Origin of the sequence: Mucilaginibacter sp. Mucisp86, assembly GCF_047324315.1 — a bacterium.
GTDB lineage: Bacteria > Bacteroidota > Bacteroidia > Sphingobacteriales > Sphingobacteriaceae > Mucilaginibacter.
In genome coordinates, this window is sequence record NZ_CP168503.1 from 5,360,931 (window position 1) to 5,386,415 (window position 25,485).

At 44.2% G+C, this 25,485-nt stretch carries 20 protein-coding genes and 1 tRNA gene; 18 read left to right on the forward strand and 3 right to left on the reverse strand.

Translation table 11 applies throughout. The annotated features are described in order from the left end of the window. The first annotated feature begins 237 nt into the window (after positions 1 to 237). The 7 genes from ACEN9X_RS22540 (at position 238) to ACEN9X_RS22570 (ending at position 8,054) form a co-directional block, all read left to right on the forward strand. Positions 238 to 1,797, forward strand: a complete 1,560-nt coding sequence (locus tag ACEN9X_RS22540) for a hypothetical protein (RefSeq protein WP_413667269.1) — start codon at positions 238 to 240, stop codon at positions 1,795 to 1,797. Positions 1,798 to 1,907: 110 nt separating this feature from the next. Next, positions 1,908 to 3,110 (forward strand): FG-GAP repeat domain-containing protein, encoded by a 1,203-nt coding sequence (locus ACEN9X_RS22545; protein WP_413667270.1) that lies wholly within the window; start codon positions 1,908 to 1,910, stop codon positions 3,108 to 3,110. 110 nt (positions 3,111 to 3,220) lie between these two features. After that, on the forward strand, positions 3,221 to 4,522 hold the full coding sequence (locus tag ACEN9X_RS22550; RefSeq protein ID WP_413667271.1) for a hypothetical protein: 1,302 nt from the start codon (positions 3,221 to 3,223) through the stop codon (positions 4,520 to 4,522). Positions 4,523 to 4,524: 2 nt separating this feature from the next. After that, on the forward strand, positions 4,525 to 5,463 hold the full coding sequence (locus tag ACEN9X_RS22555) for a hypothetical protein (protein ID WP_413667272.1): 939 nt from the start codon (positions 4,525 to 4,527) through the stop codon (positions 5,461 to 5,463). A 10-nt stretch (positions 5,464 to 5,473) separates the two neighbouring features. Beyond that, positions 5,474 to 6,226, forward strand: a complete 753-nt coding sequence (locus ACEN9X_RS22560; RefSeq protein ID WP_413667273.1) for a hypothetical protein — start codon at positions 5,474 to 5,476, stop codon at positions 6,224 to 6,226. A gap of 244 nt (positions 6,227 to 6,470) precedes the next feature. After that, the gene (locus ACEN9X_RS22565; RefSeq protein ID WP_413667274.1) at positions 6,471 to 7,112 is read left to right on the forward strand and encodes a Crp/Fnr family transcriptional regulator; all 642 of its coding nucleotides are present in this window, start codon (positions 6,471 to 6,473) and stop codon (positions 7,110 to 7,112) included. Positions 7,113 to 7,379: 267 nt separating this feature from the next. Further along, the gene (locus ACEN9X_RS22570) at positions 7,380 to 8,054 is read left to right on the forward strand and encodes a peroxiredoxin (RefSeq protein WP_413667275.1); all 675 of its coding nucleotides are present in this window, start codon (positions 7,380 to 7,382) and stop codon (positions 8,052 to 8,054) included. A gap of 82 nt (positions 8,055 to 8,136) precedes the next feature. Here the strand turns inward: ACEN9X_RS22570 and ACEN9X_RS22575 are convergent, their stop codons facing one another. Further along, positions 8,137 to 9,030: a helix-turn-helix domain-containing protein gene (locus ACEN9X_RS22575; protein ID WP_413667276.1), complete on the reverse strand. Its 894-nt coding sequence runs from the start codon at positions 9,028 to 9,030 to the stop codon at positions 8,137 to 8,139. A 175-nt stretch (positions 9,031 to 9,205) separates the two neighbouring features. Between ACEN9X_RS22575 and ACEN9X_RS22580 the strand changes: the two genes are divergently transcribed. The 11 genes from ACEN9X_RS22580 to ACEN9X_RS22630 all read left to right on the forward strand — a co-directional run bounded on the left by ACEN9X_RS22580 (position 9,206) and on the right by ACEN9X_RS22630 (position 23,696). Then, positions 9,206 to 10,189 (forward strand): aldo/keto reductase, encoded by a 984-nt coding sequence (locus ACEN9X_RS22580; protein WP_413667277.1) that lies wholly within the window; start codon positions 9,206 to 9,208, stop codon positions 10,187 to 10,189. A 560-nt stretch (positions 10,190 to 10,749) separates the two neighbouring features. Then, positions 10,750 to 13,881, forward strand: coding sequence for a SusC/RagA family TonB-linked outer membrane protein (locus tag ACEN9X_RS22585; protein WP_413667278.1), 3,132 nt, complete (start codon positions 10,750 to 10,752; stop codon positions 13,879 to 13,881). 14 nt (positions 13,882 to 13,895) lie between these two features. Beyond that, a complete protein-coding gene (locus ACEN9X_RS22590; protein WP_413667279.1) occupies positions 13,896 to 15,251 on the forward strand; it encodes a RagB/SusD family nutrient uptake outer membrane protein in 1,356 nt (451 codons plus the stop codon). Between the two features lie 9 nt (positions 15,252 to 15,260). Beyond that, positions 15,261 to 15,331: transfer RNA gene (locus tag ACEN9X_RS22595), tRNA-Cys, on the forward strand. 29 nt (positions 15,332 to 15,360) lie between these two features. Next, positions 15,361 to 16,722, forward strand: coding sequence for a DoxX family protein (locus tag ACEN9X_RS22600; RefSeq protein WP_413667280.1), 1,362 nt, complete (start codon positions 15,361 to 15,363; stop codon positions 16,720 to 16,722). A 27-nt stretch (positions 16,723 to 16,749) separates the two neighbouring features. Beyond that, positions 16,750 to 18,366 (forward strand): hypothetical protein, encoded by a 1,617-nt coding sequence (locus tag ACEN9X_RS22605; protein WP_413667281.1) that lies wholly within the window; start codon positions 16,750 to 16,752, stop codon positions 18,364 to 18,366. A 13-nt stretch (positions 18,367 to 18,379) separates the two neighbouring features. Next, positions 18,380 to 19,825 carry a phytoene desaturase family protein gene (locus tag ACEN9X_RS22610; protein ID WP_413667282.1) on the forward strand — a complete coding sequence of 482 codons (1,446 nt, stop codon included), beginning with the start codon at positions 18,380 to 18,382 and terminating at the stop codon, positions 19,823 to 19,825. 28 nt (positions 19,826 to 19,853) lie between these two features. Further along, positions 19,854 to 21,110, forward strand: a complete 1,257-nt coding sequence (locus ACEN9X_RS22615; protein WP_413667283.1) for a YeiH family protein — start codon at positions 19,854 to 19,856, stop codon at positions 21,108 to 21,110. Positions 21,111 to 21,122: 12 nt separating this feature from the next. Then, positions 21,123 to 21,707 (forward strand): c-type cytochrome, encoded by a 585-nt coding sequence (locus tag ACEN9X_RS22620; RefSeq protein WP_413667284.1) that lies wholly within the window; start codon positions 21,123 to 21,125, stop codon positions 21,705 to 21,707. A 2-nt stretch (positions 21,708 to 21,709) separates the two neighbouring features. After that, positions 21,710 to 22,948 carry a sulfite dehydrogenase gene (soxC, locus tag ACEN9X_RS22625; protein WP_413667285.1) on the forward strand — a complete coding sequence of 413 codons (1,239 nt, stop codon included), beginning with the start codon at positions 21,710 to 21,712 and terminating at the stop codon, positions 22,946 to 22,948. Between the two features lie 319 nt (positions 22,949 to 23,267). Next, entirely contained in the window at positions 23,268 to 23,696 is a 429-nt protein-coding gene (locus ACEN9X_RS22630) for a GNAT family N-acetyltransferase (RefSeq protein WP_413667286.1), read from the forward strand. A 36-nt stretch (positions 23,697 to 23,732) separates the two neighbouring features. Here ACEN9X_RS22630 and ACEN9X_RS22635 read toward each other — a convergent pair whose 3' ends face one another. After that, positions 23,733 to 24,344 carry a hypothetical protein gene (locus ACEN9X_RS22635; RefSeq protein ID WP_413667287.1) on the reverse strand — a complete coding sequence of 204 codons (612 nt, stop codon included), beginning with the start codon at positions 24,342 to 24,344 and terminating at the stop codon, positions 23,733 to 23,735. A 67-nt stretch (positions 24,345 to 24,411) separates the two neighbouring features. Further along, complete coding sequence (locus tag ACEN9X_RS22640) at positions 24,412 to 25,437, reverse strand: chitinase (protein WP_413667288.1); 1,026 nt, start codon at positions 25,435 to 25,437, stop codon at positions 24,412 to 24,414. Between the last annotated feature and the right edge of the window lie 48 nt (positions 25,438 to 25,485).

Genomic DNA, 25,485 nt, shown 5'->3' on the forward strand with positions numbered 1-25,485 from the left:
CCGGCAATATGTCCAATAGCCCCCACCGATACCGCAAGCGTCCTCGCTTGTGGTAAGCATGTTAAGTAACTGTTTATTTAGAAGATATTCTAAATGATAATATTAAAAAGAAAAGTTAAGGGTTCAACCAATATAAATAGCTGAAAAGCATAAATCTATAAAGGGCTACGGTTGCCATAGCATGAATTGCCTAAATCTGGAATAAGAATAACAATGCCATTTAAAATAAACCAAACCATGAGAAAACCTGCTTTTATCATATTTATATTCCTTTGTATATCTAAATTTTTATTTGCTCAATCCGACCAAAATCCAACAACGTTTTATGAATGGAGTGTAACCAATACGGGTACCAACGTCGGAGAGCGGGTTGTAACTACCATAAATTCGGGTACAATTGGAGCCTATACCGGTGCAGCCATTGTTGGGCAGATTATTGATGGCAACAGCAACTGGGGAAATACGCTTCCTACTGTTGCAAACTTTAAGCTTTTTGTGAATTTCAGTAATGCAGCGTACGCCTTACAGCAGGATGTTGTAACGCCGGGTATAATACTTGAGTTAAAATCACTATCATCAACTCAGGTTGCCTTAGTTGCAAACTGTTCTATTCCAAATAGACAGGTGCGCCTTTTTTTGCGGTATACAACTGGCACTGTGCCGGCGCTTACTATGGGCAATCCGGGTATTATTAACACCGATGGTACAACGCTTATTTCGCAACCTACCTATATTGCCCAATGGGCAACGGATGCATCCGGCAATATGTCCAATAGCAACTCTGGTAATGTTAGCGTAAATTTATTAAGCGCCACCTCTAAATTTGTAGTTACGCAAAATACTTACTTAGGTACAGCTGCCCAGAACAATTTGCTGGTCAGCAGTGTAGGGGGGCGGGTTGGAAATGTGCTGCAAAATAATTTATGGCTTGTCAGGAATACAGATGGGACGGACTGGGTTAGCAGCCGATTTCACGACGGAATTTCCATTGATGCGTCATTTTTAACACCCCAGGTAAACACCCGCACCTGGTGGGAGCGTGATCCGTATAACAATGTTCAGTCATGGGGAACTTCGGCAAGCACATATCTTACCATTAATAAGGGTAATGTTGGTATCGGTACAGCGGCCCCTATTTCTACATTTCAGGTAAATTACAATTCTATAAAATTTAGTGCCGGGAGTGCCGCAAGTACTGATCTTTTTTACGGTACGTCATATCTTGGATTCAACGCGGCACGTAGCGTGAATGGTTCAACTGCAAGTTGGACAATTGACGGAGATAACTATCATAACGGCGGCGGGGTTATTTATGGGGATATTTTTGGTAATATCTATTTTGCCCCTATTGTTTCGGCTGGTACTTCACAAAGAACGCTAACCGACCTTGCCATCAAAAGTAATATCACATTTAAAGTTGGCAATAACGGTGTCACCTATGCAAAGGCGATATCTGTACAAACAACCGGCTGGCCCGATTATGTATTTAAAAAGGATTATAAACTGCCCGGGTTGAATTTTGTGAAGGAATTTATCGCTCAAAATCAACATCTTCCTGAAATGCCATCTGCCCAACAAATCGAAAAGGATGGCTTGAATCTTGGTGAAATGAACAGGATCCTTACCCAAAAAGTAGAAGAGCTGACTTTATACTTGATTGATAAGGATAAAGAACTAAAGAAACAGCAGCTTAAAATTAACCGGCAGGAAACCCAACTGGCCGCCCAGCAGGTACAAATAGATGAGCTTAAGCAGCAGTTAACCATAATAATAAAATCGTTAAAGACTAAACCATAAGTTTTATGCGCAAAATTTACTGTTAGTATTTTCTCCCCTGGCTGGCGCATGCGTACCGCGTGTGCCTTGTAATTTATTATCGGAACATTTGTTAAGTATCTCTGAGAGAAATGAAAAATAACCACCTCATCACTATTTTAATCCTGCTGCTATTTTGTAGCAACAAGCTTTCCGCACAGATCAAAGCTTCGGATTTCCGGGCCAAGGCTGATGTAACAACGCTTAAATATCCTACGGGAGTAAACATTGCCGATATGGATGGCGACGGTAAAAAGGATGTGATCATTGCCAATGAAGGCATTGCCTTTTTTTCCGTTTATCGTAACACCGTGGCTGCCAATGCCGATATTTCATCGGCTACATTTGCTTCCAGCGCCAATTTTTCGACCGGGAACAACTCTGTCGAGACGTTGATAGTTGCTGATATGAACCAGGATGGTTTGCCTGATGTCCTCGCCTGCAGCTATAGTAACAACCTTTTATGCCTTTTTCGTAATATCTCAGTACCGGGCGCAGTTGCATTTGCAACACGCACTAATATCAACCTTGGTTATTATATGCATAATATTGCTGCCGGCGATATCAATGGCGATGGCCTGCCCGATCTTGCCGTGGTAAACTCCGATGCCGGTACCGTCACCTTATACCGCAACACGTCAACCTCAACAACGGTGAGCTTTGCTACGGGATACAACATCCCGGTTGGCGGTAATCCTACGTCAGTAACGCTTACCGATCTGGATGGCGACAATAAACTGGATATGGCAGTTTTGCTGCATGACAAGGCGCTTGTTTCTGTTTATCGCAATATTTCGGCGGCAGGTGCCACAACAATTGATTCCACAACCTTTGCTACCCGCCAGGATATTGCAACCGAAGCCGGCGCATATGCCATGGCCGCTGCCGATATGAATAACGACAACAAGCCCGACCTGGCAATTACCAACATCAATGATCAGAACACGGTTTCAATATTTCCAAATACCTCGGTAAGCGGCACTGTAAGCTTTGCAACCCAAGCCAATTTTGCAACCGGGACGCACCCTTTATCAATAAAACTTGCTGATATCAATGGCGATGGCAAACCCGATATCATAACCGGCAACTGGACAAGCGCAGGCACCATTTCGGTATTGCAAAATAGTACAGTCTCCGGAGGTACTATCATGTCGTTTTATCCCCAGGTTAGTTTAACAGCAGGAGGTACACCTCAAGCGGTAGCTGTGGCCGACATGAATGCCGATTCCAAGCCGGATATCGTATCGGCAAACAGTTATAGCAGTACATTTTCGGTGCTGGAATATAAGCCATAGCTTCGAAAAGTGATGTGATCAAAGCAATCCTGAAATTGTTGTCTCAATAAAATGAAGCGAATATCTTAGCTTCTTGTCGGATTTTTTTAAATGCTTAACGCTATTAAACAATGAACAAACTAACCCTAACCTTTATCCTCGTTATTGGAACTTTAAACAATGTGTTTGCCCAACAATGGACAACAAACGGCGACCATATTAGTAACACCAATGTTGGCAGTGTTGTGATAGGCGCCACCACTCCGGCTGCTATAAATAGTGCAGCTGCACTATTTCCCGGGGTTACGCCAAAATTTAATGTTTTAACCGGACAGGGCAGCGGCCCTTTTACCGAACTAATAACCATGTATCACCAGGGAGTGAACATCGATGCTGTTCAGCGGCAGATGGGCTTTTTGATGAAGCTTTCCACCGAATCGACAACCGAGACCAACAAAATGGGAGGGATGATACTCGAAAGCAGTAACGGTTATGCCAATATACCAACACTTAGTTTGGTAACCGGTAATGCCCGTCGGCTTTCTGTTGATTACTATGGTAATGTCGGTATAGGTACTACAACCCCAACAGCTTCTCTTGAGGTTAACGGAGGGGGACGCTTTACCGGTAGTAACCCAATTGGAGGGATTGGCGCTGGGATTGAAGTATTTTATAACACCAATGGTGGGTATTTTCAGGCGTACGATCGTGCCGGAGTTGCTTTTCTTCCACTTAATATCCAGGGTAGCAATATCAATTTCAGCAATATTGGTGCTGCAAGTAACAATCCTTCTTTAACAATAAGAGGTGGAAACGTTGGTATCGGTACAACAACTCCTGTTTCTACATTTCAGACAGGGAATACTTTCCAAAAATTTAGTGCCGGAAATGCCGGAGGGGCTAACCTTGCCTATGGCACATCATATATGGGATTCAATGCCGCCCGTACCGGAAGCGGCTCAACTGCAAGCTGGGTGGTTGATGGGGATAACGTACATAATGGAGGAGGGGTTATCTACGGAGATATTGGCGGCAATATTTACTTTGCCCCTTTGCCTTCTGCCGGTACCTCACAAAGAACGCTCACCGATCTTGATATCAAAAATAGCATTACGTTTAAAATTGCCAATAACGGAGGTGTCTATGCCAAATCAATGACTGTTCAAATAGCAGTAGCGCCCGATTACGTATTTAAAAAAGATTATAAACTGCCCAGGTTGAATGATGTAAAACAGTATATCGATCAAAATCAGCACCTCCCCGAAATACCTTCTGCACGGCAAATGGAAAAAGATGGGATGAATGTTGGCGAAATGAACAAGTTGTTGCTGAAGAAGGTTGAAGAGCTAACGCTGTATATGATAGAAAAAGACAAGCAAATTAATGAGTTGCAAAAAAGGGTATCATCACTGGAAACTCGCCGGAAAAAATGAGTATGCAAAGGACAGCATTTATTTTACGCGAGACCTTATTGCCCGGTAAATGCATTGCCCTGGTATTTCTGCTGCTTATTGGTATGCAGCATTGTTTACGTGCCCAAGCCAGCCAAAATCAAACAACGCTGTATGAGTGGAATGTAACCAATACCGGCAGCTTTCCGGGCGAAAGGATCGTGGCTACTATCAATTCCGGAACAATAGGAACTTATACCGGAGCCGCCTTAGTAGGGCAAATCATAGATGGCAACGGCAACTTGGGATATACACTTCCTATTGTTGCCAACTTTAAACTATTCGTAAATTTTACCAACTCAGTATATTCCCTGCAACAGGATGTTATAACGCCGGGTATTATACTTGGGTTAAAATCAATATCGGCTAATCAGGTTGCTATCGTTGCTAATTGCCCTATCCCAAACAGGCAAATGCGCGTATTTCTCAGATCTACGAACGGCACGACTCCCACATTAACCATGGGAAGTCCGGCGGTTAGTACTACAGACGGAACAATGCTGATATCACAACCTACTTATAATACTATTTTGACTGGGAGGCTCATCGTAAATGTTACGGACAATACGAAAACAACGCCTTACGCTTTCGCAGTTGGGGGCAATGCAATAGCAGAGGGGATGACTGTTAAGCTTCAGGGCACATGGCCGGATTATGTATTTAAAAAAGATTATAAACTCCCCGGATTGAATTACTTAAAACAGTATATCATCCAAAACCAACATTTTCCTGAAATGCCTTCTGCCGAGGATGTAGAAAAAGATGGGATAAATGTTGGCGAAATGAACAAGCTGTTGCTGAAGAAAGTTGAGGAACTGACTTTGTACCTGATAGATCTGAAAGCCGAAGTAAAGGAAAAAAACGATCTTCTGCGGTCACTTCAAACAAGGGTAAGCCAATTGGAAAAACCTGTATCAAACTAAATAAATTTATATGAAAAAAAACATTTTACTTGCTGGAATTTTTTTCTGTTATTCAATGACAGTCCATGCTCAATGGACTACTAATGGTACGGTGACTACCACTACAAATACGGTTGGTATTAATACCAATGCAACACCCGTTTCGGCATTCCAGGTGAACAGTGCTACCTACAAATTTGCTGTTGGTAATGCCCCTGGTGTAAACCTGAATTATGGCACATGTTACATCGGCTTTAACGCGGCCCGTATTGGTGCCGGCGTTCCCGCTTCAACCTGGCAAATAGACTCTGATACTTTTCATAACGGAGCCGGCGTAATTTATAACGATATTTTTGGAAATATTTACTTTGCTCCACTGGCTTCTACCGGAACTACCGCAAGAACGCTGGCCGATCTGGATATTAAAAACAGCATCACTTTCAAGGTAGGGGCAAATGGAGTATGCTATGCCAAGGCGATATCCGTGCAAACAACAGGCTGGCCCGATTATGTTTTCAGGAAGGAATATAAATTACCTGCGTTAACCGATCTGAAAAACTATATATATACATATCAGCATTTGCCGGAAGTGCCTGAAGCGGCCAAAGTAGAACAGGACGGCGTGAATTTAGGGGAAATGAGTAAACTGATGCTTAAGAAAATTGAAGAGCTAACCCTCTATTTGATTGAAAAAGATAAAAAAATAACTGAATTAAGCACTCAACTGTCGGAGCAGCAACAACAGATAGATGTGATCAAAAAAAAATTGGCCGATAAAAAATAATTTTACATGTTATAGTTTTGGCTTGACGAAGTATGGCTGAATAATATCCTGGTCAGTCATTTTGCGCTTTAGAATGAACACGGATAGGGCAATGCATTGATAAGGTGAACGGCATGCCTGGTACTTTTCTCAATGCATTGATATAAAGGCTTCTTCTCAGTTGTACAATATGCTTTACACATCTTATTGTGGCATTTAAACATCTGATAAATTGATTATTTTTAGCCTCCAAAACCTATGATCCATGTTTAGTGTTAAAGCTGCCGTTAGTAAATTTGAATCGGTATTTGAACCTGCTTTGCTGGCCGAACTGGAAACAAATTCCATACTGGTGACGGTAAAAGGCGGCGATACGATGCTTAACCCGGGACAAACTATACGGGCTGTACCGTTATTGCTTAGCGGTACCTTTAAAGTAAGCCGTGTAAATGACGAAGGTCAGGAGATATTACTATATTATGTAAAGGAAGGCGAAAGCTGTGCTATGACATTTACCTGCTGCATGATGTCGCACTTTAGTGTGATCCGCGGAACTGCCGAGGAAGACAGCGAACTGCTTTGCGTGCCTATGGACGTGATGGACGGATGGATGGTAAAGTACCCAACCTGGAAGCGCTTTGTAATGCAAACGATATTAAACCGCTTTACCGAAATCCTAAAAAGTATCGATGACATAGCCTTTAAAAAACTGGATGACCGCCTGGTTAATTATCTCAAGGAAAAGGCAAAGGCAACCGGTTCTTCGCTCATCAATCTCACTCACCAACAAATTGGCGACGATCTGGGCACCAGCAGAGTGGTTGTATCTCGTTTGCTTAAAAAGCTCGAAATGGATAATAAATTACTTCTTTACTATAACCAGGTTAAATTACTGAGCGAATTGTAACTTTTGTTACAGCGGTTTGTATCTTTTGTTACAAAATATGCCTTGTTGTCTGTTGCATCTTTGCTATGTCAAAAGCAACAAGCCATGAAAACACAAACTCTCCAAACCACTGTAAGCTTTAATATAAAACCACTAACAGGATTTAGAAACTCCGGCGGTTTTTACAGGCGTATGCTTATAAAAGTTATTCTTTTTATTGACTCTGTAAACCTTGCGACATGTAAAGACGATCAATTTATTTTTTAACCATTTTAACCAATAAACATCATGAGTATCAGATTAAACGACACAGCCCCAGATTTTCAGGCAGAAACTACTGAAGGCACTATCAATTTTCATAATTGGATAGGGGACGGCTGGGCAATCCTTTTTTCGCATCCTAAAGATTTTACCCCGGTTTGCACTACTGAGCTGGGCTACATGGCTAAACTTGCTCCCGAATTTAAGCAACGTAACTGCAAGGTAATAGGTTTAAGTGTTGACCCCGTAGGCCGTCACGCTGAGTGGGCTAAAGACATAGAGGAAACCCAGGGATACGCCGTAAACTACCCGATGATAGGTGATCCTGACCTGGCCATTGCAAAGTTATATGACATGTTACCGGCTGATGAACCCGGAACTTCGGAAGGTCGTACCGCTGCTACTAACCAAACCGTGCGCTCGGTATTTATTATTGGCCCCGATAAAAAAATTAAGCTGATGCTTACCTATCCAATGGCAACCGGCCGCAACTTTGATGAAATACTGCGGGTGCTGGATTCATTGCAGTTAACAGCCGGCTACAAAGTAGCCACCCCGGTAAATTGGAAAAATGGCGAAGACGTGATCATCGTTCCGGCGGTATCTGACGAGGAAGCAAAAGAAAAATACCCCAACGGCTGGAAAACCGTTAAGCCTTACCTGCGTATTGTAGCACAGCCGGGTGAAACAATTATGAATTGATTTTATCGAAAAAGGGGGTAATATGTTCCTTTGATCAGGCGCAAATCCAACAGGATTTGCGCCTGATTTTTATCTGAGCAGTTTAATTTAGTGAACGGTATTCAATAGGAGAGTACCCAACACGCTGCTTAAATAAGCGCGTAAAGTGCTGCGGATATTTAAACCCTAATCCATAAGCTATCTCGCTCAGCGATTTACTGGTATCAAATATTTTCTCCTTAGCCACATCTATCACTTTTGATTGGATATACTCCTGAGCTGATTTTCCGGTCTCTTTTTTGATCAGGTCGCCGAAGTAATTGGCTGAAAAGTTTAACTGATCGGCGCAATAACCTACCGATGGTAAACCTACGGTAAGCGGTTTGTCGGAAGTCCAATAACTGTCAAGTAAGCTTTCAAACTTTTGTAATACGCCTTTGTGAGCCAGATCACGGGTAATGAACTGTCGGTCGTAAAAACGTTGGCAATAATTCAGGAACAACTCAATGTTGCTTACAATTAAAGTTTTGCTGTGCTTGTCTATCGCATGGCCAAGTTCATATCTGATCTTATCAAAGCAATCGATAATGATCTTTCGTTCACTTTCCGACAGATGGAGGGCTTCATGAACATCGTACGAAAAAAATGTATAGTCCTGGATATGACGGCCAAGTGAAGTGCCTTTGATCAGATCCGGATGGAAAACCAGGGCCGTGCCTTTAGGTTGATAGTACTCGCCATTATCTGAGCCAATTACCTGCCCCGGGCCAACAAAAACCAGTGTGCCTTCTTCATAGTCGTAATAATTGCAGCCGTATTTTAGGTCGCCGCATTTTACTTCTTTTAAAAACACGGTATAAAATCCATAATTGATACGGCGTTTTGTACGTCTGTCAGCTTTTGACATATCAACAATGTTCACCAGCGGATGCAGCGTTTCGTTGTTGTTGTGCGCATTAAACTGGCTTATGGTGTCAATTCGGATGATATTTTCCATTGCTATTCCCTTTTCTATATCAAAGTTACGGCATCTGGAAGCGTTTAAGTTTGGCTTTTGTCTGCAATCAGTAATTTTGGTAAGCAATACCGTAATTGATATAACATTTGCCTCCAAAATACACCTCAACTTTGTGCGGTTAAATTAATAACCATCTGTTAACAATATTAAATATATGAAAACAAGAAAATTAGGTAACAGCGGCCTTGAGGTATCCGAACTGGGATTAGGCTGTATGGGCTTGAGTTTTGCTTATGGTCCGGCAACTGAAATAAAAGAAGCTGTTAAATTTCTTCATGCCGCGGTTGAAAAAGGTGTTACTTTTTTTGACACTGCCGAAGCTTATGGCCCTTTTACAAACGAAGAGCTTTTGGGTGAAGCTCTGGCGCCTTATCGTGATCAACTGGTTATTGCTACTAAATTTGGTTTTAAAGAGGGTAAACCCGCCGACGGTATGGACAGCCGTCCGGAACGCATCCGTGAAGTTGCCGAGGCTTCTTTAAAAAGATTAAAAACAGACCGTATCGACCTTTTTTATCAGCATCGTGTTGATCCCAATGTGCCGATAGAAGACGTAGCCGGAACCGTTAAAGACCTGATACAGGAAGGTAAAGTAAAACACTTTGGTATGTCTGAAGCTGGTGTGCAATCCATCCGCAAGGCGCATGCGGTGCAGCCTGTGGCGGCTTTGCAAAGTGAGTATTCATTATGGTGGCGCGAACCGGAAAACGAGATCATGCCTTTACTGGAAGAATTGGGTATTGGTTTTGTGCCTTTCAGCCCGCTTGGAAAAGGGTTTCTTACCGGTGCCATTAACGAAAATACAACTTTTGCCAAAGATGATTTTCGGAATATAGTCCCTCGTTTTACCCCGGAGGCAAGGAGTGCAAACCAGGCAATGGTTGATTTGCTTGCCCAAATAGCGCAGGAAAAACAGGCAACTCCGGCACAAATAGCCCTGGCCTGGTTGCTGGCACAGAAGCCCTGGATAGTGCCTATTCCGGGAACTACCAAATTACATCGCCTGGAAGAAAATCTTGGCGCCGTAGATATTACATTATCGGCAAATGATCTTAGTCAAATTGAACAAGCAGCTTCGCAAATTAAAATTGAAGGTGCAAGATACCCCGAGCATTTATTGAAAAGAGTAGGCAAGTAATTACGCCGGCTTTCTAAGCATATTTATTGAAGAGGCTGCCACGACAAAGGCAGCCTTTTTGCGTGGTAAGATTTGTATTGTTATAAAACAAACAGTAGCTGGAAAATCGATTTATGTAACAATTGTAACAAATTAAATATATAATCTATAGATTTGGTAGTTTATTTTTTAATTTCTATGTTTGTCGCCGTACTAATAAAAAACAAGGGTGATGAACACTTCTTTTACCAAACAAAGAGTACTTCCTGAACAAGCCGAACGAATGCACGCTTCTCCTAAAGCATGTATGTGCAGTTGTTGTAAATAACGCTATCTATTCGTGAAATTGATTATTGCGGGTTAACAAACCGGCCCTGCATCGCTATGAAAAAAATGATTTGAATTTGTAAGGTACTTTAACACAGCATATGAACTAAACTATACCCCCTATTAAAAAATAACCGGCAAGGAAGCCTTGCCGGTGTGGCAATGACAAACCGGCTACGCAACGCCAATCACTCCACCGGTTTGCATCTGAGCTAAACTAAACGCATTGAACATTTATTTTAACCTCGTTAAATATGGAAATATTTATCCGTAAAAACACAACTGTACTTTCCAAATATATTTTCCTGTTTCTGTTCTTTTTTCCATTGGCGGCAGTGGCCCAGCAGGAGCCGCCTGCAACCGTTAATTCTATTTTAAAAGGACGTGTATTTGATGCTGCCACCCGGGACGTGCTTCCGGGTGCGGTAGTGTCAATTAAAGGCACAACGCACGCCGTTTCAACCAACGCCGAAGGTCGTTTTGATTTTGTAACCGGTCAAAAATTTCCTTATACATTAATTATTCGTTTTATTGGTTACGATCAGCAGGAAATAGTAGTTAACGGCAGCCCTGTTGAAATTTACCTGAAGCCGATTCCACAGCAACTTAATGATGTGGTAGTGGTTGGTTACGGTACCAAAACCCGTAAAGATCTTATCAGCTCGGTATCAACCATAAAGGCCGATGAGGTAAAGAAAACCCCCGTAGCCAGTTTTGACGCTCAATTGCAGGGCAAGGCTTCGGGCGTGCAGATCAATTCAAACACCGGTGTACCCGGTGATGGCATTTTTATCCGCGTGCGTGGTACTACCTCAATCAACGCCAGTAATGATCCTTTATACATCGTTGATGGTGTATTTTTAAATAATACCAGCCTGCAAACGGTTAGTACCGGTGGCAGGGCAACATCGCCAATTGCCGATATTAATCCTGATGATATTGAAAATATCGAGGTATTGAAAGATGCCAGCGCTACGGCCATCTATGGCTCGCGTGGTGCAAATGGTGTAGTTATTGTTACAACCAAACGCGGTAATTACAATAGCCGGCCTAAAATTAACTTCAATGTTTCGCAGGGATTGGCATGGCAGCCTAAAGACAGGCTTTGGAAGCTGACCACCGGCCCTCAGCACGCGGAGATCGTAAATGAGTTTTACCGTAATTCTGAGGCTGACGCTATTGCTGCAGGTAACGCGGCGGGTATTAAAACTTATCAATATCAACCCTTCCGCGCAACTGACGATAATCCTACCGCTTCACCAGCACCAAGGGGCTTACCATCGCAGCAAAATACCTACGACCGTTTGAGCGAGTTGTTCCGTACAGGTAACCTGGCTAACTATGACCTGTCTTTAGAAGGTGGTTCAAAGGACACCAAATATTATATAGGCGCAGGATATACCAAACAGCAGGCCGATATTAAACCTATAGATTTTAGTCGTCTTGGTTTTAAAGTAAACCTCGATCAACGGATCAGCGACAGGGTACAGGTAGGTACAAGTAACAGTGTTTCACGTTCATACCGCAACCAGGCCCGCGCAGGTGATGGTCCGGCGGGTGGTTTGTTCCAGTCTGCTTTGCATACGCCAACCTATCTGCCCGAAACCAATGCCGATGGCACACCCGCGCGCTACGCCGGTTTTGACAACCTGCAGGTGCTGATTGATAACTATAATGTTCACACAACAAGCTTGCGCTACATCGGCAACGTTTATGCTGATATTGAGATTTTGAAAGGATTGAAATTTCGCTCAAGCTGGAGTGTTGATTATAACAACTACAATGAGTCTGAATACTGGAACGATAAAACGCAGTTGGGTGCATCGCCAACCAATGGCCTGGCTACATCTGCCATAACCCAAAGCACCGCCTGGATCAACGAGCAGACTTTGACCTATCACCACCTCTTTGGCGAAAAGCATACTTTGGATGTAGTTGCCGGTAACACGCTGCAAAGTAATATTATACAGCTAACGTCGGCACAAGGAACCGGTTTCCCAAATAATGCCTACACCGATATTTCATCGGCTTCAACCCGTACAGCCAACCAAACCTGGACAAAGGCTAACCTTTCATCATACTTTTCGCGTATTTCATATAATTATGCCAGCAAGTACTATTTGGAGGTAAGTGCCCGTGCCGATGGTTCATCGAAGTTTGGTGCCAATAACAAATGGGGATACTTCCCATCGGTAGGTGCTTCATGGCGTGCTAAAGAAGAAAGCTTTTTGAAAGATGTAAATTCAATCAGCGATCTTAAACTGCGCGTAAGCTACGGCGTTACCGGTAACCAGGCAGGTATCAACAATTTTGCGGCACAAGGTTTATGGAGCGGTGGCGCAGGTTATCCTGATAACACAACCGGTGGAGACAAAGCCGGTACCGCACCACAGCAGTTGGCCAATCCAAACCTGAAATGGGAGCGTACCGCACAGGCTAACGTGGGCTTTGACCTCGGTTTGCTGAACAATCACCTGAACCTGTCTGTCGATCTATACTCTAAACAAACCAGCGATGTATTGCTGCAATTACCCGTTCCGGAGATTACCGGCTACAGCACTTATTACAGCAACGTAGGTAAAATAAGTAACAAAGGTTACGAGGTAAGCATCAGCTCAAATAACATCAAAACAAAGGATTTTAGCTGGAGCAGCAGTTTCAATATCTCGGGCAACGTTAACAAAATTAAATCGCTGCCGGTACCTATTAACCAATACAGCCGCGACTGGATCAGGATGCAGCAGGGATATTCGATGTTCTCGTTCTGGATGTATAAGCAGTTGGGAGTCGATCCGCAAACCGGTAATGCCATATTTGAGGACGTTAACAAAGACGGTGTGATCAATACTGCCGACCGCCAGATAGTTGGCAATGCCCTGCCTAAATACTTTGGCGGCTTAAGCAACACCATTACTTACAAAGGTTTTGATGCCAGCTTCCTGTTCAGCTTTGAAGAGGGTAACAAAGTGCTTAACCTGAACCGCTTTTTTGGCGAAGGCGGCGGTACCCGCGATGCTAACCGTGTAATATTTGCCAGTCAGTTAAACAGGTGGCAAAAGCCAGGCGATATTACCGATGTGCCACGCTTAACTGCCTATGGCAACAACTATACGCTTGAACAAAACAGCCGTTTCCTGGAAGATGGTTCCTTCATTCGCCTTAAATCATTGAGCCTTGGTTATACGCTGCCAAAAACGCTTACTCAAAAAATTGATATCCAATCGCTGCGCATTTATGTAGTAGGTAGTAACCTGCTGCTGTTCACCAAATACACAGGCCCCGACCCGGAGGCTAATGTAGGCGGCGGACAGGATGTGCAGGGCATTGACCTGGGTACACCGCCGCAACCGCGCTCAGTTCAGTTAGGTGTAAATATTACTTTATAAGGAGGGCAACGATCATGAAATTACTTAAAACTTTAAAATATACTATTCCCGCTTTATCGCTTGTGACACTGGCTTCCTGCAAAAAGTTCCTGGAGGTTCAGCCCAAGGATTCGGTGTCTGATTCACAAACCATTGTCGACCGTGCATCGGCCGAAACCGCTGTGCGCGGCATTTATAGGGCTTTATCTGCCGATAATTACTATGGTGTAAACTTTGTTTCGGTAGGCTATTTATCAGGCGATAATATCCAGTGGACAGGTTCACAATCCATAGTACAACAGTTTATTGACCATAATGTAAAGGCCGATAATGCTACGGTATCGGGTATCTGGCTGGCCATTTACACTACGATAAACCGGGCAAACTATGTAATAGCCAAATTACCCGGCGTTACCGATGCTACACTGACAACAGCCGAAAGAAACCAACTGTTAGGTGAGGCATATTTCATCAGGGCCTTATGCTACTTTGACCTTGCCCGTACCTGGGGCGGCGTACAGATCGTGACTACGCCAACCATATCGGCTACAGATAAAAATGGTATTGTACGTAGTACTGTTGAGCAAACCTATGCCCAGGTACTAAGTGACCTGAATGCCGCCGAGCCATTACTACCGTTGCCAACCAGCCAAAACCCGGTAAGGGCAAATAAGGAAACAGTTTATGCTTTAAAAGCAAGGTACTACCTGTACCAAAAAGACTGGACTAATGCCGAAAACTATGCAACGCTGGTATTGGGCGATACACAGAATTATTCGTTATTGAAACCTTACAGCGCGTGGTTTGCCAACAATGTGGTAGGTACTAAAGAGTCGGTGTTTGAACTGGCTTACAGTGCTACTTATACCAATGGCCACCGCGGGCAATGGCAGCCACCGGCTAACAGTGGTACCCGCCAATGGGCACCTAACGCCGTGTTTTTAGCATTGGTAAACGACGCTACCATAGGAGGTAACCGGAGTGCTTTGGTGGCTAAAACATCTGCAGGTTTATGGTATGGCAACCTTTATTACCGCAGCCCGGCAACGGATCCGGCTTACATTATCAGGATTGCCGAAGAATACCTGATTCGCTCAGAGGCCCGCGCACAGCTTAACAAACTTGCCGATGCCAAGGTTGATCTGAACGCCGTACGTGACCGCGCAGGCTTAACAGCCACAACCGCCGTTTCGCAAGCTGATATTTTACTGGCCATTGAAAACGAGCGCCGCATTGAGTTTGCATTGGAAGGGCATCGCTGGTTTGATCTGGTGCGCACAGGTAGGGCAGCTGCCGTGTTGGGCGTTACGGATACTAAAAAGAACATTTTGCCTATCCCGGTTGATCAGCTGAATGTTGACCCGGCACTAACGCAAAATCCAGGTTATTAACGGGCATAAAGCCGGGTGACTGAGTGGCTAAGTAGAGGTCTGCAAAACCTTGTACGGCAGTTCGAACCTGCCCCCGGCGTCTTCTAAATCAATTTAAAAACATAAAACAATGAGCACATTAACCACCAACCAAACCCAATGGAAGGAATACGAAAAGGGGGCTTTTCGGTTCTTCTTCATTTACTTTGTGCTGCAGGCCCTTCCGCTTGACTGGAAGTACTTCGGCAACCTGTTCCGCATTCAGTGGGGCAGCCTCGGCTTTGGCGATATTTTTTACATCAGTCGTTACACGCCGCAATTTATATCTGGCAGCAGCACACCAAGCATATGGGGCATAGGTACCCTTGCCGACTGGGCGTTCATAGCCGCGATTGCTTTTATAGGCACCATAATATGGAGCCTGCGCGATAAAAAAAGCGAGAATTATAACAATCTGTATTACTGGCTGCGAGTGATCCTGCGTTATCGCCTGGCTATAGGTATCATAGCTTACGGTTTTATTAAATTCTTTCCATTACAATCGCCGCTACCATCTATTAGCAACCTGAATACATCTTACGGTGATTTTGATCGTTGGAAACTATTCTCATTAAGCCTGGGTATAGTGCCGGGTTATGAATCGTTTTTGGGCTTGGTGGAGATATTGGTTGGCGTGTTGTTGCTGTTCCGCAAAACCGCTACGCTGGGCGCTATCATTATCCTGGTATTTACCGGCAATGTGTTTATCTCCAATATAGCTTATGATGGCGGCGAAGCAATTTACGCGCTTTACCTCATCAACATTGCCTTGTTCCTTACCATTTACGATATACAACGTATTTATAACCTGGTTGCGCTACGTAAACCAACATCTCCAAATACTGTGAAAGTTTCCCTTAACGGTCAATGGCGTACATCAAGGTTGGTATTAAAAAGCCTGTTCATTTTCTTTTTTGTGTTTCTGTATGGGTATAAAACTTATGCGGCTTATCATCATGATATCTATCAGTATCCGCAGGCTAAAGGATTGGCAGGCGCGGCAGGTTTATATAATGTGAGCGATTTCAGGATCAACAGCAAACAACTGCCGTATTCACAAACCGATACCACCCGCTGGAACGATGTTGTTTTTGAGAAATGGAATACCATCAGCATAGGTTCGTTAAAAAGATATAAAGCTGATATCTCTACAACCGAAGAGATCAGCAGGAACAACGATGACCGTAAATATGAACTTGACGGTACTACCGGCCGGGCTTATTACAGCTATGTGGCCGATACGGTAAAACAGGTTTTACTGCTTAAAAACAGGAACAGCAATTACAAGGCCGATCAGTTTACGCTGCACTATACCAAACCTGAAAATGGCACCATCATCCTGACAGGCATCGATCATAACAAGGATTCCGTTTATGTGCAACTGGACAGGATCAACAAAAAATACCTGTTGCAGGAAGCGGCCCAGGGCAGGAGCAAGGCACTTAAACTTTAAGCTATAAACCTTTAAAAGATATTTATCATGGCAACAACAGTAATAAACCCCGACACCGAACAGGTGGGCAATGTTGTACCCGAAAGCAAACCCCGGCAAGCTGCCCCGGCAACTAATACCGGCGCATCTAAGGAGTGGACAGCAACACAGCGTGTAGCTTTTCGTATCGCTTTCATCTTTTTCATTATCATGTGTATCCCAACCACAGCCGAGTGGTGGAATAACCTGTTAACCATTAACTGGTTCCATCTGCATTACCGCGATTTGTATGATATAGCGCGGTTTTCGCCAAGCATTTACAAATTTCAAACCCCGGCGTATAACCTGTTAGGCTATATTGATTGGGTTGAAGCGCTTGCTATCGGTATCGTAGGCGGTCTGATCTGGACTGCGCTTGATAACAAAAACAAGCAATATCATAACCTGTATTACTGGCTGCGCGTGGTGGTGCGGTACAGGGCAGGTATAGGCATAATCGGGTTCGGCTTTACAAAGCTGTTCCCGGTTCAAATGCCTTATCCTTCGTTGGGTTTACTTAACGCTCATTTCGGCGATCTGACTGCACAGAAGATCTACTGGCTTTCTGTAGGCATTGTACCGTGGTACCAGGTATTTGCCGGTGTTGTTGAGCTGGCTGCAGGTACCATGCTTTTCTTCCGCAAAACCACCACTTTTGGCGCGGTATTGCTGCTGGGAGCTTTGGGGGATATTACTTATGTAAACTTTGCTTATGATGGCGGGGTGCATGTGTACGCTTCATATTTTGTGTTGTTCTCGGCGTTTTTATTATGGTACGATATTGTACCGGTTTATAACCTGCTTATCAAAGAACGCCTTACTGTTCCTCCGGTTTTGATCCCGGAAATTAACCAGAAATGGCTTATAGTTACGCGCGTTGTTTTAAAAACAGGCACCATCGGCATATTCCTGGTTTGGCTGTACTATTTGCAATATGTGAACTTTAAATATGATCCTTACAAGCAACCAGCTACAAGCGGTGTAAAACAGTTAAGGGGTAATTATAATGTGAGCGAATTTAAGCTCAACGGACAGGATATCCCTTACTCGCCTTTAGATTCTGTGCGCTGGCAATGGGTAACGTTCGAGAAATGGTCGTCGTTAACCTTTAACGTTAATAAACCATTAAATCTCGACTTATCCAATGGCGGTGGCGCGGCTATGCGCGATATCAACCGTAACTTCGAGCTTACAGGTGTAGCCGGTGGCAAGCGGGTATTTTATTATGATGCCGATACTGTGAACAAGGTGCTTTACTTACAGGATAAGCTGCCCGAGTTTACCAAACGCAAAGGCAGGCGTGGCAATCGCGGCGAAAATAAAGCCGGCGATAATAAATTAGCCAAATCATTTATCCCTGCCGAAGCAAAAGCCAACATTCGTAACGAGGTAACGGCTATTGATCCGGCGGCGCGTTCAACCCGTCGTGAGCGTGGCATAGCCGAGGAGTTGAAAGATAAGCGGAAGCGTGCGCACATGGTGTTAAGTTACAATGCAGATGCAACAGGATCACACATTGTGTTGACTGGCAAGGACGACAAGAAAAATGATGTGTATATTGTGCTTGACCGCGTAACCCGTCAATACGCGCTTACCGATAGCAAATTAGTGGCGGGCAAATACTAAAAACAGATACCAGATGAAACCGGAAAAACGTGATTATGATGCAGTGATAGTAGGCTCGGGGCCAAACGGCCTTGCTGCGGGTATATTATTGCAGCAGCAAGGACTTTCGGTTTTATTGCTGGAAGGTAAGGACAAAATAGGCGGCGGCTTACGCACAGAAGAACTTACCCTGCCTGGTTTTAAGCATGACGTTTGCTCGGCCATTCATCCGCTGGCCGCAGGATCGCCGTTTTTTGAAACATTGCCTCTGCATGAGTATGGCCTGGAATATATTTATCCGGAGGTTGCAGCGGCGCATCCTTTTGATAACGGAACTGCTGCGGTGCTTAAAAAGTCGATCATCGAAACTGCCGATCTGCTTGGTGAGGACAGGGACACCTACATTAAGCTGATGGCGCACCTGGTGAAATCATGGCCGGGTTTAGCTGCTGATGTATTAGGCCCGCTTACCTTTCCGAAACACCCGGTTGATCTGGCAGTTTTTGGCCTGGATGCCCTGACCTCGTCAACCCATCTTGCCAGGCGGTTTAAAACCGAAGAGGCAAAAGGGCTTTTGGCTGGGATGGCCGCGCATAGCATACAGCCACTAACCAACCTCGCCACATCGGCGATTGCTTTGGTACTGATGGCTAACGGGCATTTAAAAGGCTGGCCGGTACCTAAAGGAGGCTCGGTGAAAATAGCGGATGCGTTGGCATCCTATTTTATATCCATTGGAGGGAAGATAGAGACCAATACCTATATCACCGTTTTTGATCAGCTGCCATCGGCCAATGCGGTTTTGTTTGATGTTACGCCAAAACAACTGCTGCAAATTGCAGGGCATAAGTTTTCATCGCTGTATAAATGGCAGCTGGAACGGTACCGATACGGCATGGGCGTTTTTAAGATAGATTGGGCGCTTGACGACGTTGTGCCATTTAACGCCGAAGGGACAAAGCAAGCAGGTACAGTGCATATTGGCGGTACGTTAAAGGAAATCGCCATCGGCGAACAACAGATCTGGGATGGACATCATCCCGAAAAGCCGTTTGTGTTATTGGCCCAGCAAAGCCTTTTTGATAATACGCGGGCACCCGAAGGCAAGCATACAGCCTGGGCTTATTGCCATGTACCTAACGGATCAAATAAAGACATGACCGAAATTATTGAGAAACAAGTGGAGCGTTTTGCCCCCGGTTTCCGCGAGCGTATCATCGGCAGGCATACTTTTAATACCCGGCAGTTGGAAAACTATAATCCAAATTACATTGGCGGAGATATCAATGGCGGGGTAATTGATATTGGTCAGTTGTTTACCCGGCCGGTTTTGAGGCGTTCGCCTTATCGTACTTCGGCAAAGGGTATTTATATCTGTTCGTCATCTACACCACCGGGGGGAGGGGTACATGGCATGTGCGGCTATCATTCGGCCAAACGCGCATTAAAAGATGTTTTTAACATCAGCATAAAATCATAACATATTATCACACTATAAAATTTAAACTATGTCAACCACCACTACTAAACTAACCCTGCACGAAGACTGGGCAGTAGTTATTTTAGGTTCCCTGATCATTATTCTTTCGTTAGCGGGCCTGCTTTTACCCGTACCAACCTTTGGCTGGAAAAAAGGTGCCGATTTAACCGGTACTGTACTGGGTTCGGCAAACCTGGTTAAAATGCTTTTACAATTTGTGTTTGTAGCCATCATTGGCGGTATAGGTGCATTTATTACCGGCAAATCCGTTAAAAATTATGCTTTGGGTTTCCCTCTGGTTTATGTGGTTACCATACTGGCGCTTGTGCTTGCAGGTAGCAGTCAGGCTAAATCGCTTAACCTCGAGGCCGTGATCTTCAGCCTTGTTTTGGGTTTGCTCATCAGCAATTTTATTAAATTGCCCGAGTGGCTTAAGTCATCCCTGTCAACCGAGTTGTTTGTTAAAATAGGCCTGGTGCTTTTAGGCACCAGTGTTATTTTTGGCGATATTTTAAAGGCGGGTTCATTGGGTCTGATCCAGGCGTTACTGGTAGTAACCTCGGTTTGGTATTTTGCGTTCTGGATTTGCAAAAAACTTAAGGTTGATGACGAGATCGCCATGATGATATCAAGCGCGGTATCTATTTGCGGCGTATCTGCTGCAATAGCTACAGCCGGTGCCATCAAGGGCGATTCAAAAAAGCTTTCCTATGTCATATCTATGGTGTTGATCACGGCTATCCCGATGATGATCTTCATGCCCATCATCGCCCATTACTTCAAATTTTCGGAACCGGTTACGGGTGCATGGCTGGGTGGCAGTATTGATACTACAGGAGCGGTTGTTGCTTCAGGATCACTGGTTGGCGAGGTTGCATTGAAGATCAGCACTATTGTTAAGTTTTCGCAAAATGTGTTGCTTGGTTTGGCTGCTTTTGCCATCTCTATTTACTGGACTTATACCAAGCACCCATCGGCACAGGATAAAGATACCAAACCTACGCTGAAGGTGATCTGGGAGCGTTTTCCAAAGTTTGTATTGGGTTTTATCGGGGCTTCGCTGCTGTTCTCGTTCTTCCTGCCGCCATCGGCTGCCGCTACGGTTAAGGATAGCTTGAAGAACCTGCAGGGGCTTTGGTTTGCGCTGGCGTTTACCAGTATCGGCCTTGAAACCAACTTTGCCGACCTGTTTAACAGGAACAGTAAGAAACCATTGTACGCGTTCCTGATAGCGCAAACCTTTAATATTTTCATTACGCTGGTTATAGCGCTGATATTATTCTAAACAGCTTTTATCATGCTTAAAAAGTTAAAGCTAAGGCGAAGCCATGCCCTGATTTTCGGGGGGGGCACCATAATTGGGATGGTGATCTGGCTTTGGCTTTCTTATCAAAATAAGCAAAAATGGCCCGAAACATTTGGCTATGGCAAAACTGCCACCCAACAGGAGATAGCTAAATGGGATATTGATATACGTCCGGATGGTAAAGGCTTACCGCCGGGCACCGGTAGTGTAGCCGATGGTGCGATAATCTACACAAACAAATGCGCGGCCTGTCATGGCGCTGATGGCAAGGAGATAAAAGGTGTTAAACTGCCAGGTCCGCCATTGGTAGTGGGGGGCGGTAAAACCAAAACTATAGGTAATTACTGGCCTTACGCTACTACTTTGTTTGATTATGTGCGCCGGGCCATGCCCTACAACTCGCCAGGTTCGCTTACTGATGATGAAGTGTACAGCCTTTGCGCCTGGTTGCTGAGCGAGAACAAGATCATTAAAGCCAACCAGGTAATGGACGCTGGTACATTGCCTAAAGTTCAAATGCCGGCGCAAAAACTTTTTATTGTTGACGACCGCAAGGGCGGTCCGGAAGTAAAATGAGTATGGAACAGCAGGATAAGCCGGTAAAAACAACCGAAAAGAAAATAAGTCGCCGTACGTTGCTGGGCGGGGCTTTGGCTACGGCTATTTTGCCGGTAACCTCGGTATTTGCGAAATACGTCCAGGTAGGAGTGTCTGCGGTGCCTGATCCTACAAAGCAGCCTGGCCCGTTGCCGGGAAAGGTTGGCACACGTTCGGCGTTTGAGGTGCCGGTTAAAAAGCCATCAGATATTTCATCACGTACGCCGCTGCAGGATCTGTACAGTACTATTACCCCATCAGATCTGCATTTTGAACGGCATCATGCCGGTGTGCCTTCAATTGACCCAAATCAATATGAGTTGCTGATACACGGCATGGTGGAGCGGCCAATGAAATTTAGCCTGCATGACCTGAAACGCTTTCCCTCGGTAACACGCACTTGTTTTATTGAATGTGCCGGCAACTTCCGCACGGGTAAGGAGGACATGACCGTGCAGGAGATCCTCGGCCTCACCAGTCAAAGTGAATGGACAGGCGTAATGCTTTCAACCCTGTTTCGTGAACTGGGTGTTAGCCCCAAAGCCAGCTGGTTTTTAGCCGAAGGCGGTGATGCCGCCGTGCTTACCCGAAGTATCCCAATTCATAAAGCCTGGGATGATGCCATGATCGTATATGCTCAAAATGGTGAGGCCATCCGGCCCGAACAGGGTTATCCCGCCCGTTTACTGTTGCCCGGATGGGAGGGGAATACCAATGTAAAATGGTTGCGGAGGATAGAAATTTCGGACGCGCCGTATTTTACCCGTGAGGAAACTTCAAATTATACCTACCCTGTAAAAGATAAGATCAGGATGTTCAGCTTTGAGATGGATGCCCGTTCTATCATTACCTATCCTTCATTCCCGCAAAAAGTTGAACGCGGTTGGATTGAGATTCGTGGCATAGCGTGGAGCGGCCGGGGAAAGGTAGATAGAGTAGAAGTGAGCACCGATGCAGGTAAAAGCTGGAACGAGGCGCGGCTGCAAAACCCGATATTGGAAAAGGCGCATACTTATTTTCGGCACCTGTGGCAATGGGATGGTTTGGAAACGGAAATTTTAAGCCGTGTTACTGATGAAACAGGTTATACCCAGCCCACCCTCAAACAACTTATCGACGCCCGCGGAAAAGATATCGGCGGTTATCATATGAACCCTGTTACGGCGTGGCGGGTTAAACGTGATGGCAGTGTGATTTTTAAACCGGAAAGTTATAAATGATCATAAAATCCGGGTTGTAAACCCGGTGTATATATTGCTTTAAAATTAAACAATCTGGTTTACAAATAATGTAAAGTAAGTATGCAGGGATATACAATTTTAAGGTCATTATTTTTCCCTGCTTGCTTCTTTTAAAACATACCTATAACTTGGTTTTGTAATCTAAATATCAGTCACTTTAATATCATTATTGTTTGATTTTTGATGCCGGTTAATGTCCTTCGGGCCTCATTAACATGCCTTTATTTGTCGTTACCTAAGCTGATATAGCCGATTTTAAATGGTTGTTTTGATCACTAAATGAAATTTTAAACCGATTATGATTGAACAGGGCTCTTACCTTAAATCGAAAATTTTTGATTTAATGAACATGTTGGTTAACGACGAGAGTGGTTTATTTGAAGTAGGTGATTTGGATAGTTATATAGATAAGCTTATTGAAAAAGCATGTATTATAACTATTATGGAACAGGATGTTTTACACGGATTTTTAGCTTATTACGCAAATGACTATAACAATAAAGTCGGATTTATTTCAATGCTGATAGTTGATCCTTCTACGAAACGGATGGGATACGGACGCAGGCTTGTTGAATTTGCCCTGAAGGATTTGACGTTGAAAGGGTTTGAAAAATGCCGCACTGAAGTAAATGCCGACAATATAAAAGCTGTAAATATTTGTAAGCGGTTGGGTTTTACTTACGTGGGTAAAAATGATATATATCTTGTGTTTGAAAAACAACTTTAGTAATCAATAACAGCGGTGTGTGACATTGCAGGTAAGCTAATCACAGGTAGTACACAGCCTCGAAACAAACTCGGCCAGGTGTATAACCTTTTCTGCAGAAACAGGATGGGTATTACCTATAATGAGGGTATGCTCAACAATCTCTATCACAAAATCATCCAGCCTGATATCCATTATTACATTGCGGAAGTTACGGTCGGTACCGGCAATTGCTTTTTGACGATCGCTCACCAGCATATAAAAAGTATCGCTGAAAGCCTTGTCTTCGGCAAAATCAAGTTCAACGGGGTGTATCAGTTCTTTGATCTTATCAACAAGTGTTTCGCGCCTGATAAGCACCCTGCCAAAATCGTGTTTTAAATATGCCAGCGCCCAAACGTGCTGCTCATCAGTAATGGTTTTGCCATGGTCGGCGTGTTTGGGTACGGCGGTGGTAAAAAGGATGTAGCTATCGTTGTTTTTATTTTTTATGGCGTATGAGCCACTTACGCTCACGTCACTGTAATTTTTAAATATGCTAAACTGTTCTAAATGAAAATCGATATGTCCGGTTTGCTCCACCCTGAATTTTTGCTTAAGTGTAGCAAGTGCGGCAGGTACCTCTGCAGCTTGCGTTATGATTTGTGCGGTATCAAATGATGATGACACTTTTGTAAAGTTTAGTATTAAAGATTAACACAATAATAACTTTTTCGCAACAAAATTCAAAAAGCTATTAGTTTGGATAAGGCCTCATTTTTCCACATGAACAAGCGCAATTGGCGTCATTAACACCCAGCTTTTTAAGGAAAAACTGGTAAAAGCCAATCCTGTCGTTCATGTTGTACATGTTTTCGCCCTTGTTACATTCAACGTCGCCATTTACGATGTTGATGGTCATACCGAAACCCGGAGTGCGTCCGGCTGCTTTATCTTCGGTATTGGGTTGCCACTTGCCGGTCATTACATCATGTGCCGATGGCTTATGGGTTTGTGGGGTCATCCAAAAATAAATGGCAGTTTTAAAGGCCATTACCGGGTCGGTTTCAACCATTTCTGGGTTTTGGAGCAATATTTTGTCATCGCCCAAAATACAATCAGAAGCATAGCCGTAATTGCCGTTGTAGCTTAGTTGCATTGGCCCGCGGCCATAATATTTTTTACCGGCAACAGGAGGGTATTCGTCATTTTCGGCAACGTATGGTAGGCTGGTATTGCTTTCATGGATCAGCATGAGGCCATCGGTATAAGAAGCATTCATGCCATGGCGGGTTTCATGGGCAATGTGTGCGAAAAAGGCAGCAAGCTCTTTTTTATTTATATCGGCGCTGTATTCGGTACAAAAGTTACCGTAATCGATAGTGTAGGTACTATCGGGTTTAGCTTTGGCCCATTCTTCATTCCAGTCTGCGTCCTGGCGTACTACCGTGCTTTTGCCGTTTTTTTTATCGGTACGTATCAACTGGTAAACAGATGTAGCCCTGCGGGTTACTTTCACCTTGATCATCCCAAGCTCATCGGCAGCTTTAATGAAAGCAGCATAGGTGTAAAACTTATCGCGCTGCGGAAAAAGATCATTAAACTGTTTCTCGCTTAATAAACTGGCCATGATTACTTTAGGGGGGGCTGATTTATCTGCCACCGCCTTGTTACCGTTGCTGCCATCGCTACTTTTACTGTTGCCGCCGCAACTAAAGCCGGTTGAAAGCAGGATAATAAATGATAGGGAGAGTAGCTTGGTTGATAATATAATCGATTTCATGAGTTTTACGCTATTATGTTTGATGATATTACGGATGCAAGTTTAAGC

Bases quoted from the DNA above. Each gene is read 5' to 3' on its own strand.
- ACEN9X_RS22540 (WP_413667269.1), top strand. From the start codon at position 238: ATGAGAAAACCTGCTTTTATCATATTTATATTCCTTTGTATATCTAAA.
- ACEN9X_RS22545 (WP_413667270.1), top strand. From the start codon at position 1,908: ATGAAAAATAACCACCTCATCACTATTTTAATCCTGCTGCTATTTTGT.
- ACEN9X_RS22550 (WP_413667271.1), top strand. From the start codon at position 3,221: ATGAACAAACTAACCCTAACCTTTATCCTCGTTATTGGAACTTTAAAC.
- ACEN9X_RS22555 (WP_413667272.1), top strand. From the start codon at position 4,525: ATGCAAAGGACAGCATTTATTTTACGCGAGACCTTATTGCCCGGTAAA.
- ACEN9X_RS22560 (WP_413667273.1), top strand. From the start codon at position 5,474: ATGAAAAAAAACATTTTACTTGCTGGAATTTTTTTCTGTTATTCAATG.
- ACEN9X_RS22565 (WP_413667274.1), top strand. From the start codon at position 6,471: ATGTTTAGTGTTAAAGCTGCCGTTAGTAAATTTGAATCGGTATTTGAA.
- ACEN9X_RS22570 (WP_413667275.1), top strand. From the start codon at position 7,380: ATGAGTATCAGATTAAACGACACAGCCCCAGATTTTCAGGCAGAAACT.
- ACEN9X_RS22575 (WP_413667276.1), bottom strand. From the start codon at position 9,030: ATGGAAAATATCATCCGAATTGACACCATAAGCCAGTTTAATGCGCAC.
- ACEN9X_RS22580 (WP_413667277.1), top strand. From the start codon at position 9,206: ATGAAAACAAGAAAATTAGGTAACAGCGGCCTTGAGGTATCCGAACTG.
- ACEN9X_RS22585 (WP_413667278.1), top strand. From the start codon at position 10,750: ATGGAAATATTTATCCGTAAAAACACAACTGTACTTTCCAAATATATT.
- ACEN9X_RS22590 (WP_413667279.1), top strand. From the start codon at position 13,896: ATGAAATTACTTAAAACTTTAAAATATACTATTCCCGCTTTATCGCTT.
- ACEN9X_RS22600 (WP_413667280.1), top strand. From the start codon at position 15,361: ATGAGCACATTAACCACCAACCAAACCCAATGGAAGGAATACGAAAAG.
- ACEN9X_RS22605 (WP_413667281.1), top strand. From the start codon at position 16,750: ATGGCAACAACAGTAATAAACCCCGACACCGAACAGGTGGGCAATGTT.
- ACEN9X_RS22610 (WP_413667282.1), top strand. From the start codon at position 18,380: ATGAAACCGGAAAAACGTGATTATGATGCAGTGATAGTAGGCTCGGGG.
- ACEN9X_RS22615 (WP_413667283.1), top strand. From the start codon at position 19,854: ATGTCAACCACCACTACTAAACTAACCCTGCACGAAGACTGGGCAGTA.
- ACEN9X_RS22620 (WP_413667284.1), top strand. From the start codon at position 21,123: ATGCTTAAAAAGTTAAAGCTAAGGCGAAGCCATGCCCTGATTTTCGGG.
- soxC (WP_413667285.1), top strand. From the start codon at position 21,710: ATGGAACAGCAGGATAAGCCGGTAAAAACAACCGAAAAGAAAATAAGT.
- ACEN9X_RS22630 (WP_413667286.1), top strand. From the start codon at position 23,268: ATGATTGAACAGGGCTCTTACCTTAAATCGAAAATTTTTGATTTAATG.
- ACEN9X_RS22640 (WP_413667288.1), bottom strand. From the start codon at position 25,437: ATGAAATCGATTATATTATCAACCAAGCTACTCTCCCTATCATTTATT.